At 67.3% G+C, this 14,627-nt stretch carries 14 protein-coding genes; 8 read left to right on the top strand and 6 right to left on the bottom strand.

The window, feature by feature from the left end; translation table 11 throughout:
- Window positions 1–38: 38 nt before the first annotated feature.
- From gyrB to dnaA, 6 genes are all read right to left on the bottom strand, one after another.
- A complete protein-coding gene (gyrB, locus tag AB5J62_RS43260) occupies window positions 39–2,006 on the bottom strand; it encodes a DNA topoisomerase (ATP-hydrolyzing) subunit B (protein WP_370945854.1) in 1,968 nt (655 codons plus the stop codon).
- 181 nt (window positions 2,007–2,187) lie between these two features.
- Window positions 2,188–2,781 (bottom strand): DciA family protein, encoded by a 594-nt coding sequence (locus AB5J62_RS43255; protein WP_370945853.1) that lies wholly within the window; start codon window positions 2,779–2,781, stop codon window positions 2,188–2,190.
- 149 nt (window positions 2,782–2,930) lie between these two features.
- Window positions 2,931–4,088 carry a DNA replication/repair protein RecF gene (gene recF / locus AB5J62_RS43250; protein WP_370945852.1) on the bottom strand — a complete coding sequence of 386 codons (1,158 nt, stop codon included), beginning with the start codon at window positions 4,086–4,088 and terminating at the stop codon, window positions 2,931–2,933.
- Between the two features lie 8 nt (window positions 4,089–4,096).
- Window positions 4,097–4,987 carry a phosphogluconate dehydrogenase (NAD(+)-dependent, decarboxylating) gene (gnd, locus tag AB5J62_RS43245; protein WP_370945851.1) on the bottom strand — a complete coding sequence of 297 codons (891 nt, stop codon included), beginning with the start codon at window positions 4,985–4,987 and terminating at the stop codon, window positions 4,097–4,099.
- A gap of 34 nt (window positions 4,988–5,021) precedes the next feature.
- The gene (gene dnaN, locus AB5J62_RS43240; RefSeq protein ID WP_370945850.1) at window positions 5,022–6,155 is read right to left on the bottom strand and encodes a DNA polymerase III subunit beta; all 1,134 of its coding nucleotides are present in this window, start codon (window positions 6,153–6,155) and stop codon (window positions 5,022–5,024) included.
- 790 nt (window positions 6,156–6,945) lie between these two features.
- Entirely contained in the window at window positions 6,946–8,556 is a 1,611-nt protein-coding gene (gene dnaA / locus AB5J62_RS43235) for a chromosomal replication initiator protein DnaA (protein WP_370945849.1), read from the bottom strand.
- Between the two features lie 623 nt (window positions 8,557–9,179).
- Here dnaA and rpmH point away from each other — a divergent pair.
- The 8 genes from rpmH (at window position 9,180) to AB5J62_RS43195 (ending at window position 14,617) form a co-directional block, all read left to right on the top strand.
- The gene (rpmH, locus tag AB5J62_RS43230; protein ID WP_091288857.1) at window positions 9,180–9,323 is read left to right on the top strand and encodes a 50S ribosomal protein L34; all 144 of its coding nucleotides are present in this window, start codon (window positions 9,180–9,182) and stop codon (window positions 9,321–9,323) included.
- Between the two features lie 23 nt (window positions 9,324–9,346).
- Window positions 9,347–9,736 (top strand): ribonuclease P protein component, encoded by a 390-nt coding sequence (rnpA, locus tag AB5J62_RS43225; RefSeq protein WP_370945848.1) that lies wholly within the window; start codon window positions 9,347–9,349, stop codon window positions 9,734–9,736.
- Entirely contained in the window at window positions 9,724–10,044 is a 321-nt protein-coding gene (yidD, locus tag AB5J62_RS43220) for a membrane protein insertion efficiency factor YidD (protein WP_370950487.1), read from the top strand. Before rnpA ends, yidD begins: the two co-directional genes overlap by 13 nt.
- 4 nt (window positions 10,045–10,048) lie before the next feature.
- Window positions 10,049–11,140, top strand: a complete 1,092-nt coding sequence (yidC, locus tag AB5J62_RS43215) for a membrane protein insertase YidC (protein WP_370945847.1) — start codon at window positions 10,049–10,051, stop codon at window positions 11,138–11,140.
- Window positions 11,141–11,170: 30 nt separating this feature from the next.
- Window positions 11,171–11,737 (top strand): protein jag, encoded by a 567-nt coding sequence (locus AB5J62_RS43210; RefSeq protein WP_370945846.1) that lies wholly within the window; start codon window positions 11,171–11,173, stop codon window positions 11,735–11,737.
- A gap of 206 nt (window positions 11,738–11,943) precedes the next feature.
- Entirely contained in the window at window positions 11,944–12,606 is a 663-nt protein-coding gene (rsmG, locus tag AB5J62_RS43205) for a 16S rRNA (guanine(527)-N(7))-methyltransferase RsmG (RefSeq protein ID WP_370945845.1), read from the top strand.
- Window positions 12,607–12,689: 83 nt separating this feature from the next.
- Window positions 12,690–13,619, top strand: a complete 930-nt coding sequence (locus AB5J62_RS43200; RefSeq protein WP_370945844.1) for a ParA family protein — start codon at window positions 12,690–12,692, stop codon at window positions 13,617–13,619.
- Window positions 13,616–14,617, top strand: a complete 1,002-nt coding sequence (locus AB5J62_RS43195) for a ParB/RepB/Spo0J family partition protein (RefSeq protein ID WP_370945843.1) — start codon at window positions 13,616–13,618, stop codon at window positions 14,615–14,617. The genes AB5J62_RS43200 and AB5J62_RS43195 overlap by 4 nt, the downstream gene beginning before the upstream one ends.
- Window positions 14,618–14,627 lie beyond the last annotated feature (10 nt).

Genomic DNA, 14,627 nt, shown 5'->3' with positions numbered 1-14,627 from the left:
CCTTCTCGTTCTGGACGGGCTAGGGAAGTCGGGGCGGACTACACGTCCAGGAAGCGAACATCCTTGGCATTGCGGGTGATGAAGGAACGGCGTGCCTCGACGTCCTCGCCCATCAGCACCGAGAACAGGTCGTCGGCCTGTGCGGCGTCGTCGAGGGTGACCTGGCCGAGCAGGCGGTTGGCCGGGTCCATGGTGGTCTCCCACAGCTCTTCGGCGTTCATCTCGCCGAGACCCTTGTACCGCTGGATCGCGTCGTCCTTGGGGAGCTTCTTGCCGTTCTCCACGCCCTGGCGGATCAGCGCGTCGCGCTCGCGGTCGGAGTAGGCGTACTCCGGGTCCTGCCGGGGCCACTTGATCTTGTACAGCGGCGGCCGCGAAAGGAAGACGTGGCCGTGCTCGAGCAGCGGGGTCATGAAGCGGAACAGGAAGGTGAGCAGCAGCGTGGTGATGTGCTGGCCGTCGACGTCGGCGTCGGCCATCAGCACGATCTTGTGATAGCGCAGCTTCTCGAGCTCGAAGTCGTCGTGGATGCCGGTGCCGAGCGCGGTGATCAGCGACTGGACCTCGGTGTTCTTGAGGACGCGGTCGATGCGGGCCTTCTCGACGTTGATGATCTTGCCGCGGATCGGCAGGATCGCCTGGTACATCGAGTCCCGGCCCTCCTTGGCCGAGCCGCCTGCCGAGTCACCCTCGACGATGTAGAGCTCGCACTCCTCCGGGTTGGTGGAGCGGCAGTCCTTCAGCTTGCCAGGCAGGCCGCCGATCTCCAGCGCGCCCTTGCGACGGACCAGGTCGCGCGCCTTGCGGGCGGCCATCCTGGCCTGCGCGCTGGAGAGCGACTTGTTGATGATCGTCTTGGCGTCGGCCGGGTTGGCCTCGAACCAGTGGCTCAGCCATTCGTTCGAGGTCTGCTGCACGAACGTCTTGGCCTCGCTGTTGCCCAGCTTGGTCTTGGTCTGGCCCTCGAACTGCGGCTCGGACAGCTTGATGGAGACGATCGCGGCGAGCCCCTCGCGCACGTCGTCACCGGTCAGGTTGGCGTCCTTCTCCTTGAGCAGCTTCTTGTCGCGCGCGTACGCGTTGACCACGCGGGTCAGCGCGGCGCGGAAGCCCTCTTCGTGGGTGCCACCCTCGTGCGTGTTGATCGTGTTGGCGAAGGTGTACACCGACGGGGTGAACCCGTCGTTCCACTGCATCGCGACCTCGACCTCGAGGCCGGTGCCCTTGGCGTCGAACGCGATCACGTTCTTGTGGATCGGGTCCTTGCTGCCGTTGATGTGCTTGACGAAGTCCTCAAGCCCACCCGGGTAGCAGTAGACCTTCTCCTTGACCCGGGCCTGCTTGCCCTCGGCGTCGGCTTCGGTCTCCTCGTCGGCGACGCGCTCGTCGCGCAGCGACAGGGTGAGGCCCTTGTTGAGGAACGCCATCTCCTGGAGGCGGCGCGAGATGGTCTCGAAGTTGTACGTCGTGGTCTCGAAGATCGACGGGTCCGCCCAGAACGTGATGACCGTGCCGGTCTCGTCGGTCGGGCCGAGATCCTCCAGCTCGCCGGGCACCTGGTCGGTGTACTCCTGGCGCCAGCTGCGGCCGCCGCGCTTGACCTCGGCGAGCAGCTTGGTCGACAGCGCGTTCACCACGGAGACGCCGACACCGTGCAGACCACCGGACACGGCGTAGGAGTCGCTGTCGAACTTGCCGCCGGCGTGCAGCACGGTGAGCACGACCTCGAGGGTCGGCTTCTGCTCCTTGGGGTGCATGTCGACCGGGATGCCCCGGCCGTCGTCGACGACCTGGACACCGCCGTCGGCGAGGAGGGTAACCTCTACCTTGGTGGCGAATCCCGCCATCGCCTCGTCGACGGAGTTGTCCACGACTTCCTGGACGAGGTGGTGCAGGCCCCGTTCACCGGTGGAACCGATGTACATGCCAGGGCGCTTGCGGACCGCTTCAAGGCCTTCGAGCACGGTGATGGACGACGCGTTGTACTCGCTCTTGTTCTCTGTCACCGGCGCTGAATCTCCTCGTCTCGCCCGAGTAGGACGTTCTCTAGCTACATCCTACTTGGCCACGTCCGCTCACATGCGGCAAGGACACCTCTATTTTCCTCACTGGCGGACGAATTCGGCTTTGACCGACTCCGGTTGTAGCTCAGTGTCAAGTCGAGGCGTCTCGGGGCACTGAAGTCTGTCAGCCGTAAGTGTCGCGCGGACCACGTCCTGGCACGTGGCGCAACCCTTTGCGCCAGCTGGGCGCGGTCGGGCCCTGAATCCGCATCCGCTTGACGACGCCGTGGCCCACACCTGCGGCGATCTTCGCGAGAAGCTGCCCCTGCAGCAACCGCAGCTGGGTCGCCCAGGCGGTGGAACTCGCGCGAACGGTCAGTTCGCCGTCCTTCAGCGCGACCGGCTGGGCGTGCTCGGCGACGTCCTCGCCGACGAGTTTTCCCCACTGCCCGAAGACCTGACCGGTGGACAACCTGGTGTTCCAGCCGTGTTCCAGCGCGATCCGCGAGGCCAGCCTGCCGAGCGGCTGCGGGTCGCGCGCGTCGGCGCCCGCCCCTGACCAGCGACGACGGCGCGGGCTCTGCCCGCCGGAGCCACCCACACGGGGTTTACGGGTGCCTGGGGACACCCCTCGGGCCTTGGCTTTCTCACGGGCGGCGTCCAACGCGGCCTGGACAAGGTCACGTCCGGGGGACCGTTCCGGCTCGGCCCCGTTCGGCGCAGCGGATTTGTCACCCTGAGTACGCGAACCAGGCGACTTGGCCGCTCGCTCACCCATGTGGGTTAAGTCAAGCGTCCTATCTGGTCCTTTGGTCACGCCGGGCCATAACTCGTTCCCGGTGTTATCCACACTATCCACAGGTTTGTCCCCAGATCGGTGGGTAAACGTCGAGAACGTGATCACCCGGCGTGGCGAAACCGGCCAACTCAACCACGTGTGAGCTCGCCATCAGCCACTTTGAACCGGCGACCGGCCAGTTCGGCGGGCACGTCCTCTTCCACAGCGGCCGTCACGAGCACCTGCTCGGCGCCGGCCGCGACCTCCGCCAGCCGGGAACGGCGGCGGCGATCCAGTTCCGCGAAGACATCATCGAGCAACAACACCGGTTCACCCGCTTCGCCACGCAGAAGCTCATAGCTTCCCAGGCGCAACGCGAGCGCGAACGACCAGGACTCCCCATGGCTCGCGTAGCCCTTCGCGGGCATCTGGCCCAAGATCAGCTCCAGCTCGTCGCGATGCGGCCCGACCAGGCTGATCCCGCGTTCGAGCTCGGCCTTGCGTGACTCAGCCATCGCCTCGGTCAGCAGGCCGGCCAGCGTCTCGGGGTCCGCGCGCTCGCCGTCGGGTACCCCGTACGTCGCAGGCAGCGCTTCGCCGAGACTCGACTTGTAGGCGATCTTCGCCGGTCGAGAGTCCGGCGCGACGCCCATGTACGCGGCGGCCGCGTGCGGACCGAGGTCCGCGACGAGGTTCAGCCGCGCCGCGAGCAGCTGAGCGCCTGCCGCGGCGAGATGGTTGTCCCAGACTTCGAGCGTCGAAAGCGCGTACGGGTCTTCGCGGCCCGTGCCCTTTCGCTTACCCGCGGTCTTAAGAAGCGCGTTGCGCTGCTTAAGCACCTTCTCGTAGTCAGAGCGCACGCCAGCGAAGCGCGGCGCACGCTGCACGAGAAGGTCGTCGAGGAACCGGCGCCGCTCGCCGGGGTCGCCGCGCACGAGCGCGAGGTCTTCTGGCGAGAACAGCACCGTCCGCAGGATGCCGAGCACGTCACGCGGCTTGCCGACCGCGCCGCGGTTCACCCGCGCGCGGTTGGCCCGGCCTGCCGTGACCTCGAGCTCGACGGTCAGTTCGCGATCGTCGTTGACGACCGCGACCCTGATCAGCGCGCGTTCACAGCCGTACCGGATCAGCGGCGCGTCGGTGGCGACGCGGTGCGAGCCGAGCGTGGCGACGTACCCGATGGCTTCGAGCAGGTTCGTCTTGCCCCGGCCGTTCTGCCCCACGAGCACGGTCGGGCCTGGCTCGAGTGGCAGATCGGCCTGCGGCCACGACCGGAAGTCGGTGACCTGGAGATGTCTGAGGTACACGCCGGGTGTTAGCCGCCGACCTTCTTCACCGCGTGCCCGCCGAACTGGTTGCGCAGCGCGGCGACCGCACGCATCGCGGGCGAGTCCTCCTGCCGCGACGCGAACCTGGCGAACAGCGCGGCCGAGATGACCGGCGCTGGCACGGCGTGGTCGATGGCCTCTTCGAGCGTCCACCGGCCTTCGCCGGAGTCCTCGACGTAGCCCTCGAGGTCGTCGAGCTCCGGGTCCTCGTCGAGCGCGCGGACGAGCAGGTCGAGCAGCCAGGACCGGACGACGGTCCCGCGCTGCCAGCCGGTGATCACCGCGGGCACGTTCTCGACGACCTTCGAGGCTTCGAGCAGCTCGAAGCCTTCGGCGAAGGCCTGCATCATGCCGTACTCGATGCCGTTGTGGATCATCTTGGCGTAGTGACCGGCGCCGACCGAGCCCGCGTGCGAGAAGCCTTCCTCGCGCGGGCCGTCCGGGCGCAACGCGTCGAAGATCGGCATCGCGCGCTCGACGTCGGCTGGCGCGCCGCCGACCATCAGGCCGTACCCGTTGTCCTTGCCCCACACACCGCCGGAGACACCGGCGTCGACGTACCCGATTCCCTTGGCGGCCAACAGATCCGCGTTGACCTTGTCGTCGGTGTACTTCGAGTTGCCGCCGTCGACGACCATGTCGCCCTCGCCGAGCAGGTTGCTCAGTTCGACGACCGTCTGCCGCGTCGGGTCACCGGCGGGCACCATGATCCAGACGATCCTCGGACCGTCCAGTTTGGACACCATGTCCTCGAGCGAGGTCGAGTCGGTGACCTCGGGGTTGCGGTCGTAGCCGACCACCTCGATGCCGGCGGCACGCAGCCGCTCGCGCATGTTGAAGCCCATCTTGCCAAGGCCGATCAGACCTAGCTGCACCATGAGTTCCCCTTGGTAGGTAACGAAAATTGTCGGATCAGCCGGGCAGGCGGACCGGCATCAGCAGGTAGAGGTAGCCCGGGATCAGGTCGCCGTTCTCGTCGGCGGGCTTGATCAGCGCCGGACGGTTCGGCGTGGTGAACGTCAGCTCCGCGCGGTCGGCGTGCAACGCGCCGAGGCCGTCGACGAGGTAGCCGGGGTTGAACGCGATGGTCACCGGGTCGCCCTCGTAGTCGACCTGCAGCTCCTCTTCGGCGCTGCCTTCGTCGTCGCCACCCGCGGAGAGCCGCAGCGTGCCGTCGTCGAATTCCAGCCGGACCTGGGTGCCCCGCTCGGCGACCAGCGAAACACGCTTGATGGCGTCGGCGAGCGCGGACACCCCGATCACCGCGCGCGACGAGTGCTGCGCGGGCAGCAGCTGCCGGTACGGCGGGAACTCCGCGTCGAGCAGCCGGGTGGTGGTCGAGCGGCCGGAACCGGTCAGGCCGAGCAGGCCCTCACCGCTGGCGAGCGCGAGCGAGATGGTCGCGCCACCGGCGCCGAGCGACTTGGCGGCTTCGGCCAGCGTGCGCGCGGGCACCAGCACCGCGGCGTCGGCGAGACCGTCGGCCGGGTTCCAGGTGAACTCGCGCATGGCGAGCCGGAAGCGGTCGGTCGCGACGAGGGTCAGCTTGTCGCCGGAGATCTCCAGCCGCATGCCGGTCAGCATCGGCAGGGTGTCGTCCTTGCCTGCCGCGACCGCGACCTGCGAGACGGCCTGGCCGAACGCGTCGCCGGCGAGCTCACCGGCGAAGGCAGGCTGGGCGGGCAGCTGCGGGTAGTCCTCGACCGGCATCGTCGGCAGGGAGAACCGGGCGTTGCCACAGGTGATGGAAGCGCGGGCGCCGTCGACGGCGATCTCGACCGGCTGCGCGGGCAGCGCCTTGGTGATGTCGGCCAGCAGACGGCCGGAGACCAGCAGGCGGCCGCCGTCGGCGATCGTCGCGGGGACACCGACCGTGGCCGAGACCTCGTAGTCGAAGCCGGAGACGGTCAGCGCGTCGCTGCCGCCGTCCGAACCGGCGTCGAGCAGCACGCCGCCCAGCACCGGCACGGGAGGCCTGGACGGCAGGCTTCGAGCGACCCACGCGACGGCGTCGGCGAGCCCGTCACGCTCGACGCGGATCTTCATGCGCGCTTCCTTTCGACAGCCGAGCCCGGTGCAGGCCCGAGAAGAGCACCTGAGGTCCGAAGCGGCGATGGACCAGGTGTGGGCCACCCACGTTAGGCCGTCGCCGAGGGCTGCGTCACCTCGGCCCGGCCATGCCTTTGTCGACATGTCGCCACGAACCTCGAGCTGTCCCCAATCTCGTCCGCCGCTTGTTTTTATCTTTTGTTCTTCTTCAAGAGATTTATGAACAGCAGTAGTAGTAAGCGTTGTGGATTGTGTGGACAGGTGCCATCTCCGCAGCTCCTGGTAGCCGAGACGGTGTGGACGGGCGGTGTGTGCGGCCCGTGGACAGATCGGGCGATCCGTGGATGGTTTGAAGGTGCCACGTGACCGTCCACAGGAATCCACAGTTATCCCCATGGTTGTCCCCAGCCGTGGACGGAGTTGTACCCAGGCGCTGGGGATGTCACGAGGCGCTTTCCGTGACGTGAATCGCTCGTGCGGGTGACACGCGACAGGTGTGTACAGCTTGTGGACTGCCTGGGGAATCCGTGTGGATCATGGTGTGGATTTCCTGTGGATGCACTGTGGACGGTCTGTGGAGCGTTTACCGTTGTCGCTGTTGGGAGATCTTCGCGCCTGTGGGGCAACTACTCACACCATGGGGATTTTTCCTTGTGTACAAACAAAAAGTCCGATGACGAGCGCACAGGCCATCCACAGTCCGCTGTATATAAGGAAGTTTTCACCGCACATGAGAAACGCCCCGCCGGTTTCCCGGACGGGGCGTTTCTGAAGGCTTAAGAAGCGGCTACTGCCTCGCGCGCTGCTTGATACGCGACGTCAGCTCCTGCACCTGATCGTAGATCCGGCGCCGCTCGGCCATCTCCTTGCGGATCTTCTTGTCCGCGTGCATGACCGTCGTGTGGTCGCGGCCGCCGAAGGTCTGCCCGATCTTCGGCAGCGACATGTCCGTCAGCTCGCGGCAGAGGTACATCGCGATCTGCCGCGCGGTGGCGAGCGCCTTCGTCTTGCCGGGCCCGCACAGATCGTCGAGCGTCACGTCGAAGAACTCCGCGGTGGCGCCCATGATGGTCGGCGCGGTGATCTCGGGCGCGTGCGAATCGGGGATCAGGTCCCGCAACACGATCTCGGCGAGCCCGATGTCGACCGGCTGCTGATTGAGCGAGGCGAACGCGGTGACGCGGATGAGCGCGCCTTCGAGTTCACGGATGTTCGCCTCGACGCGCGCGGCGATGAACTCCAGTACGTCGCCAGGTGCGTCGAGCCGGTCCTGCGCGGCCTTCTTACGGAGGATCGCGATACGGGTTTCGAGTTCCGGCGGCTGGATGTCGGTGATCAGGCCCCACTCGAACCGCGTGCGCAGCCGGTCTTCCAGCGTCTCCAGCCGCTTCGGCGGGCGGTCCGACGAGACGACGATCTGCTTGTTCGCGTTGTGGAGGGTGTTGAAGGTATGGAAGAACTCTTCCTGCGTACCTTCTTTTCCTTCCAGGAACTGGATGTCGTCGACGAGCAGGATGTCGATGTCGCGGTAGCGCCGCTGGAACGCGACCTTGCGGTCGTCTCGCAGCGAGTTGATGAAGTCGTTCGTGAATTCCTCGGTCGACACGTACCGCACGCGCATGCCGGGGAACAGCCGCTGCGCGTAGTGACCGACCGCGTGCAGCAGGTGAGTCTTGCCCAGTCCCGACTCGCCCCAGATGAAGAGCGGGTTGTACGCGCGGGACGGCGCTTCGGCGACCGCGACCGAAGCGGCGTGCGCGAACCGGTTCGACGCGCCGATGACGAACGTGTCGAAGGTGTACTTCTCGTTCAGCCGGGTCTTCGACGTCTGCGGCTGGGCGGGCGCGGTGTACGGCTGGCCTGCGACGGGCCTGCCGGAGAAGGTCGGCCAGATCTCGCGGACCGTGCCCAGCGCTTCGCCTTCCTCATCCACCTCTTCGTCGTCGTCATCGGTGTCGGCGAGCTTCGTCTGCTCGACAAGATGACGCGACGGCGGATAGACGACTTCCTCGTCGAGCTGGGGCGGCGACTCGGGGAGCGCGCGGCTGCCGTTCTCCCTGCCGACGGATTCCCCCCGGCCGGGTGAGGCCGAATAGCGGGGTTCGGGCGCCGGCGGCGGGGTGCTGGAGACCGTTTCGGTGCTGTCGACCTTCACCGCGAGCGAGACCTGACGGCCGAGCCTGCGGGAGAGCGCCTCGGTGATCGCGCCGCGGAGCGCGCGCTCGATCGCTTCTTTGGCGAAGTCGCTCGGGGCGGCCAGCAGTGCGGTGCCGTCGAGCAGGCCGATCGGCCTGGTCACGCGCATCCACGCACGTTGCTGCGGGGAAAGGGTGCCCTCGGAGAGCTCGCGGACCACCTGCTCCCAGATGACCCCCAGGTTGTACTGGTGTTCGGACACCTACTCGGCTCCCCTCCCCTCGCCGCTCACTGAAGCGACGCTGAACGCACTGGTCATCACTCGGCTGAACAGTCGAGACCACCAATGGAGTCTCAATCTTGGACCGATATGCTCACCGGCGCAGCAGGTATCCACATAGTTGTCCACAGCTGTGCACTAATGTACGGCGACCCGCCACGGCTCCACCCGCGGGCTCGACGTCGGCGCCGGAAAGCGCATCGGCTACGGCGACCACATATTCTGCGCACCTGGACCAGTGCCTGTGAGAGGGGCCACGCTAACAAGCGCCGCGTCCTGCCACAAGTCATCGTTGGGCGCAAGCATTTCACGGTGCCCGGCGTGTTGCCATTCGATGTCCCGCACCCGGCGTGGCCTGGCCTTATGCCCGGTCGCCGTGCGTGGTCGAGGGGGCGGTTCCGGCTCCCCCGAAGCGGGTGCGTACCCTCGTAAGGTCTCCCGCTTTCCGCGGGTGCGTTTCGTGCGCCCACGAAGTCGTCACTTCGAGCTACGACGCCACACGTTGGTAGGAGACACCACAGACTGCCGTGCCGACAGGTACGACACGCCGGTTGCCGGTCAAAAGCAACAGGCGACCCGTTGTCGAGACCAGGAGAACTTGAGCCGTGAGCAAGGGTAAGCGCACCTTCCAGCCGAACAACCGCCGCCGCGCGAAGACCCACGGGTTCCGGCTGCGGATGCGGACCCGCGCGGGCCGCGCCATCTTGGCCGCCCGTCGCCGCAAGGGCCGCGAGGCCCTGTCCGCCTGATCCGGCCGTCGTCGAGGCGCGCCGTGCTGCCTGCTGCCGCCCGCCTACGGCGTGGCGAGGACTTCCGCACCGTGATGCGGCGCGGAGTCCGCGCCGGCAAACGCCGCCTCGTCGTGCACGCTTTGACCACAGACCCGCCAGGGCTGCCTGAAGGCGCCAGGGCGGGTTTTGTGGTGAGCAAGGCCGTCGGTAATTCTGTGGTCCGCCATCGGGTGACCAGGCGACTCCGTCACCTCATTTCGGCGCGGCTCGGAACACTGCCCGCCGGCTGCTCGTTGGTCATACGGGCATTACCCCCGGCCGCGGACGCCACCAGCGCGGAACTCGGCTCGGATCTCGACGCGTCACTGCGGCGGCTCGGCCTGCTGCGCCCGAACCACAGCGCGGACAACAACGACGGATCACCGGTGTGAACGAAACTGAGGCTGCCACCACGCGAGACCCGGCCAAGCCCGGCCCGGTCGCGTGGGTCCTGCTGCTGCCCATCAGGTTCTACCGGAAGGTGATCTCCCCCTTCTTCCCACCGGCCTGCCGCTTCTATCCGAGCTGCAGCGCGTACGCGGTGGAGGCGCTCACCCGCCACGGAGCCGCCCGCGGCTCCTATCTCGCGGCTCGCCGCCTGCTGCGCTGCGGACCGTGGACACCGCCCGGCCGCGACCCCGTGCCCGAGAAGTTCTCGTGGCGGCGCGCCCCTGGACCTGCAACACCAATCGAGGAGTAGTTCAGTGCTGGACTTCATCTACTACCCCGTGTCCTTCATCTTGTGGTGTTGGCACAAGGTCTTCGGGCTCGTATTCGGCGAAGCCAACGCGCTCTCGTGGATCCTGGCGATCATCTTCCTGACGTTCACCGTCCGCGGCATCATGTTCAAGCCGTTCGTGAACCAGGTCCGGTCGATGAAGAAGATGCAAGACTTCGCGCCGGAGATGAAGAAGGTCCAGAAGAAGTACGCGAACGACCGGGCGCGCCAAGCGCAGGAGATGCAGAAGCTCCAGAAGGAGCACGGCGTCAACCCGCTCGGCTCCTGCCTGCCGATGCTGCTGCAGATCCCGGTCTTCATCGGCCTGAACCACGTGCTCCGGATGTTCACCGTCAACCCGGTGCACCCCGGCATGCCGAAGACCGAGAACTACTTCTTCAGCCAGGCGGGCGTCGACTCGTACGTCCACGCGAAGCTGTTCGGCGTCAACCTCGGTGAGGCCATCTACAACGGCGTTAGCGTGGTCAGCGGCGCTCAGGCGACGAGTGGCTTCCACTGGCACGTCGCGCCCGTCGCGATCCCGCTGATGATCGTCGCCAGCATCGCGACGCACCTGACCGCGCGGCACTCGGTCGCCCGCCAGAACCCCGACTCGGCGACCCCGCAGACCGCGATGATGAACAAGCTGACGATGTACATCTTCCCGCTGGGTGTGCTCGTGTTCGGTGCGCTGTTCCCGCTCGGCCTCCTCTTCTACTGGCTGGCGAACAACGGCTGGACCCTGATGCAGCAGCGCCTCGTCTACACCAAGATCGACAAGGAAGAAGAGGCGAAGAAGGCCGAGGCCATCGAGAAGCGCACCGCGCTCGGCCCCAAGCCGGGACAGAAGCCCGCCGTCGGCCAGAAGCCCGTTCAGCAGAAGAAGACCCAGCGCAACGCCGGCCAGCCGAGCAAGGTGGCCAAGGCAGGCTCGGCGCACGGTTTCGCGCAGAGCGGCTCCACCGCCAAGAACGGCACCCAGGATTCAGGCACGGACGCCGAGAAGACCAAGAACGGCACGGCGATCCCCAGCCTCGACACGGACTCAACGAAGAAGTCGGGCCGCAAGCGTCGCTGACGCTGCCGAGGCCTTGAGAGGAGACGAATGATGTCGGAGACGGTCGACACGATCGACGCCGAGCAGAACGACGCCGCACCTTCGGAGGCGACCGAGGAGACGGCTGCCAAGGGACAGAAGTCGACGGCGGTCGACGACGACACCTTGGTGAAGGAAGGCGACATCGCCGGGGACTACCTCGAGCGGCTGCTGGACCTTCTGGACTACGACGGCGACATCGACCTCGACGTCGAAGCAGGCCGCGCGATCGTCAGCATCGACGGTGGCGAAGACCTCGAGAAGCTCGTCGGCCCGCGCGGCACGGTGCTCGAGGCGCTGCAGGAGCTGACCCGCCTCGCGGTCCAGCAGGAGACCGGCTCCCGCAGCCGCCTCATGCTCGACATCGCGGGCTGGCGCGCCGACCGCCGCGAGGAGCTTCGCGAGCTCGGCCGCTCCACCGCCCAGACGGTCATCGAGACCGGCGAGCGCGTCCGGCTCCAGCCGATGAGCCCGTTCGAGCGCAAGGTCGTCCACGACGCGGTCGCGGCTGTCGACGGTGTGCGCAGCGAGAGCGAGGGCGAGGACCCCAAGCGTCGCGTGGTGGTCTCCCCCGCCTGACGCGGAGGTACTGAGAGCGGCCCGCCGGAGCGATCCGGCGGGCCGCTCTTTTTTGTGCCCCGGTCGCCTCGGGTGAGGCCGTTCGGTCGGAAGTTGTGAGATCCCCGGTGAATTACACGCGTGGCGTTTCACGTGAAACCAAGCATCAGGGACAATCGAACGAAGCACGTTTCACGTGAAACGTGCGGGCGTTGAGGAGTCATTCAGTGAGCTTGGACAGCGTCGCCGTCGCGGCGCGCACGGTCTTCGGTGACCGCATCGACCAAGCCGAGGCCTACGTGGAACTGCTCCGGGTACATGGGGTGGAGCGCGGGCTGATCGGCCCGAGGGAAGTCGACCGGCTGTGGGAGCGCCACGTGCTCAACTCGGCGGTCATCGGCGAGCGGGTGCCGAAGGGCGCGCGGGTGGTCGACGTCGGGTCCGGCGCGGGGCTCCCCGGAGTGCCGCTGGCGATCGCGCGACCGGACCTCGATATCGTTCTTCTGGAGCCGATGGCTCGCCGGGTCGATTGGCTCGCCGAGGTGGCTGACAAGTTGGACCTCCCCATCACCATCGTGCGAGGACGCGCGGAGGAGCGACAGGTGCGTGCCGATCTCGGCGGCGCCGACGTGGTCACCGCCCGCGCGGTCGCCCCGCTCGCGAAGCTCGCCGGATGGTGTCTTCCGCTGGCGCGTCCCGAGGGCATCCTGCTGGCGCTGAAAGGCGCGAGTGCCGCGGAGGAGATCGAGCGGGACCGGGACGCCGTGCGGCGTTCCGGTGGCGGTACGCCCGAGCTCTTCGAGGTCGGTGCGGCCGTGTTGGAGGTACCCAGCTTGGTGGTCGTGATCCCGCGGCTTCCCGCTCCTGCTCGACGAAAAGGCAAGAAGTAAGGCCCCAGCCGCGTCATGTTCCACGTGAAACAAGCGCGGTTCGTCCCCCTAGTCGTCAAGAACAAGAGGAGGTGTCTAGACCGGTGAATCCGCCGTCGTCAGACTCCGCGAGCACCGGCCACGAGTTGGGCTGGACGCCGATCGCCGAGGAAGCAGTGCGCGCCGCGAGCGTGCTCCACCCCAAGGCGAACACGCTCCCACGTCCCGACCGCCGCCGCGTCATGACGGTCGCCAACCAGAAGGGTGGCGTCGGCAAGACGACCAGCACGGTCAACCTGGCCGCCGCCCTCGCGGTGCATGGGCTCAAGACACTCGTGATCGACCTGGACCCCCAGGGGAACGCCAGCACGGCGCTCGACGTCGAGCACCGCTCCGGCACCCCCTCCATCTACGAGGTGCTCATCGGCGAGGTCTCCCTCGCTGAGGCTGCTGCGGTCAGCGAGCAGTCCCCCAACCTCTACTGCGTCCCCGCCACGATCGACCTCGCGGGCGCCGAGATCGAGCTCGTCTCGATGGTCTCCCGCGAGTCCCGGCTCAAGGAGGCGCTGTCGTCCGAGGTGCTCGACGAGATCGGCGTCGACTACGTCCTGATCGACTGCCCGCCCTCGCTCGGCCTGCTGACCGTCAACGCGATGGTCGCCGCCCAGGAGGTGCTCATCCCGATCCAGTGCGAGTACTACGCGCTGGAGGGTCTGGGGCAGCTGCTGAGCAACATCGAGCTCGTGCAGAAGCACCTCAACCCCGATCTCGAGGTCTCCACGATCCTGCTCACCATGTACGACGGCCGCACCAAGCTGGCCGACCAGGTGACGCAGGAGGTCCGGAACCACTTCGGCGACACGGTCCTCAAGACGGTCATCCCGCGCAGCGTGAAGGTCTCCGAGGCGCCTGGCTACGGCCAGACGGTCCTCTCCTACGACCCCGGCTCCCGTGGCGCCATGAGCTACATCGACGCCGCCAAGGAGCTGGCGAACCGCGGCACGGTGAACGGAAAGAAGGAGGGGACGTTGTGACCGAACGCAGGGGAGGTCTCGGCAGAGGACTCGCGGCGCTGATCCCGACGGGACCGGCGCCCGGCGCACCGCCCGCCGCGGGCGGCAACGGCGTCGCCTCCGAGGCGGTTCTCCGTGAAGCCGACAAGACGCGGGCGGCCGCCAACGCGGGCACCAACGGCGGCGGCGAAGTGGCGGGTGCGGTCTACCGCGAAATCCCGCTCAGCTCCATCAAGCCGAACCCGAAGCAGCCGCGCCAGGTCTTCGACGAGGAGGCGCTCGCCGAACTGGAGCACTCGATCCGCGAGTTCGGGCTCATGCAGCCCATCGTGGTCCGCGAGCTTCCCGGCGAGGAGTACGAGCTCGTCATGGGCGAGCGGCGCATGCGTGCGTCGCAGCAGGCGGAGCTCGAGTTCATCCCGGCGATCGTCCGGCAGACCGCCGACGAGTCGATGCTGCGCGACGCGCTGCTGGAGAACATCCACCGCGTCCAGCTGAACCCACTCGAAGAAGCGGCCGCGTATCAGCAGCTGCTCGACGAGTTCGCCGTCACGCACGAGGAGCTCGCCAGCCGGATCGGCCGCAGCCGCCCGGTCATCACGAATACGATCCGGCTGCTGAAGCTCCCCCTCCCCGTCCAGCGCCGCGTCGCCGCGGGCGTCCTGTCGGCCGGCCACGCGCGTGCGCTGCTCTCGCTGGAGGACGCCGGTAGTCAGGAAGAGCTCGCCGCGCGCATCGTCGCCGAGGGCATGTCGGTCCGCGCGACCGAAGAGGCGGTCACGCTCAAGAAGAGCGAGAAGCCGGCGAAGCCGAAGCCCGCTCCCCGCAAGCCGATGCTCGCGCCGGGGCTGCAGGACTTGGCCGATCGCCTCTCGGACACCTTCGACACTCGCGTGAAGGTCGACTTGGGTCGTCGCAAAGGCCGGATCGTGCTCGAATTCGGGTCGGTCGACGACCTCGAACGCATCGTCTCGATCATGGACGGAAAAGGGACAATTCAGACGCCGAAAACGGACTAGGGATCACCCA

Origin of the sequence: Amycolatopsis sp. cg5, from assembly GCF_041346955.1 — a bacterium.
Taxonomy (GTDB): domain Bacteria; phylum Actinomycetota; class Actinomycetes; order Mycobacteriales; family Pseudonocardiaceae; genus Amycolatopsis.
Note: the sequence above shows the minus strand (reverse complement) of the source record. Positions and strands in the feature narration are given on the sequence as shown.

What these genes read in the sequence shown, in the direction of transcription:
- dnaN (WP_370945850.1), bottom strand. Translation starts at nt 6,155, where the DNA reads ATGAAGATCCGCGTCGAGCGTGACGGGCTCGCCGACGCCGTCGCGTGG.
- AB5J62_RS43210 (WP_370945846.1), top strand. Translation starts at nt 11,171, where the DNA reads ATGTCGGAGACGGTCGACACGATCGACGCCGAGCAGAACGACGCCGCA.
- gnd (WP_370945851.1), bottom strand. Translation starts at nt 4,987, where the DNA reads ATGGTGCAGCTAGGTCTGATCGGCCTTGGCAAGATGGGCTTCAACATG.
- AB5J62_RS43255 (WP_370945853.1), bottom strand. Translation starts at nt 2,781, where the DNA reads ATGGGTGAGCGAGCGGCCAAGTCGCCTGGTTCGCGTACTCAGGGTGAC.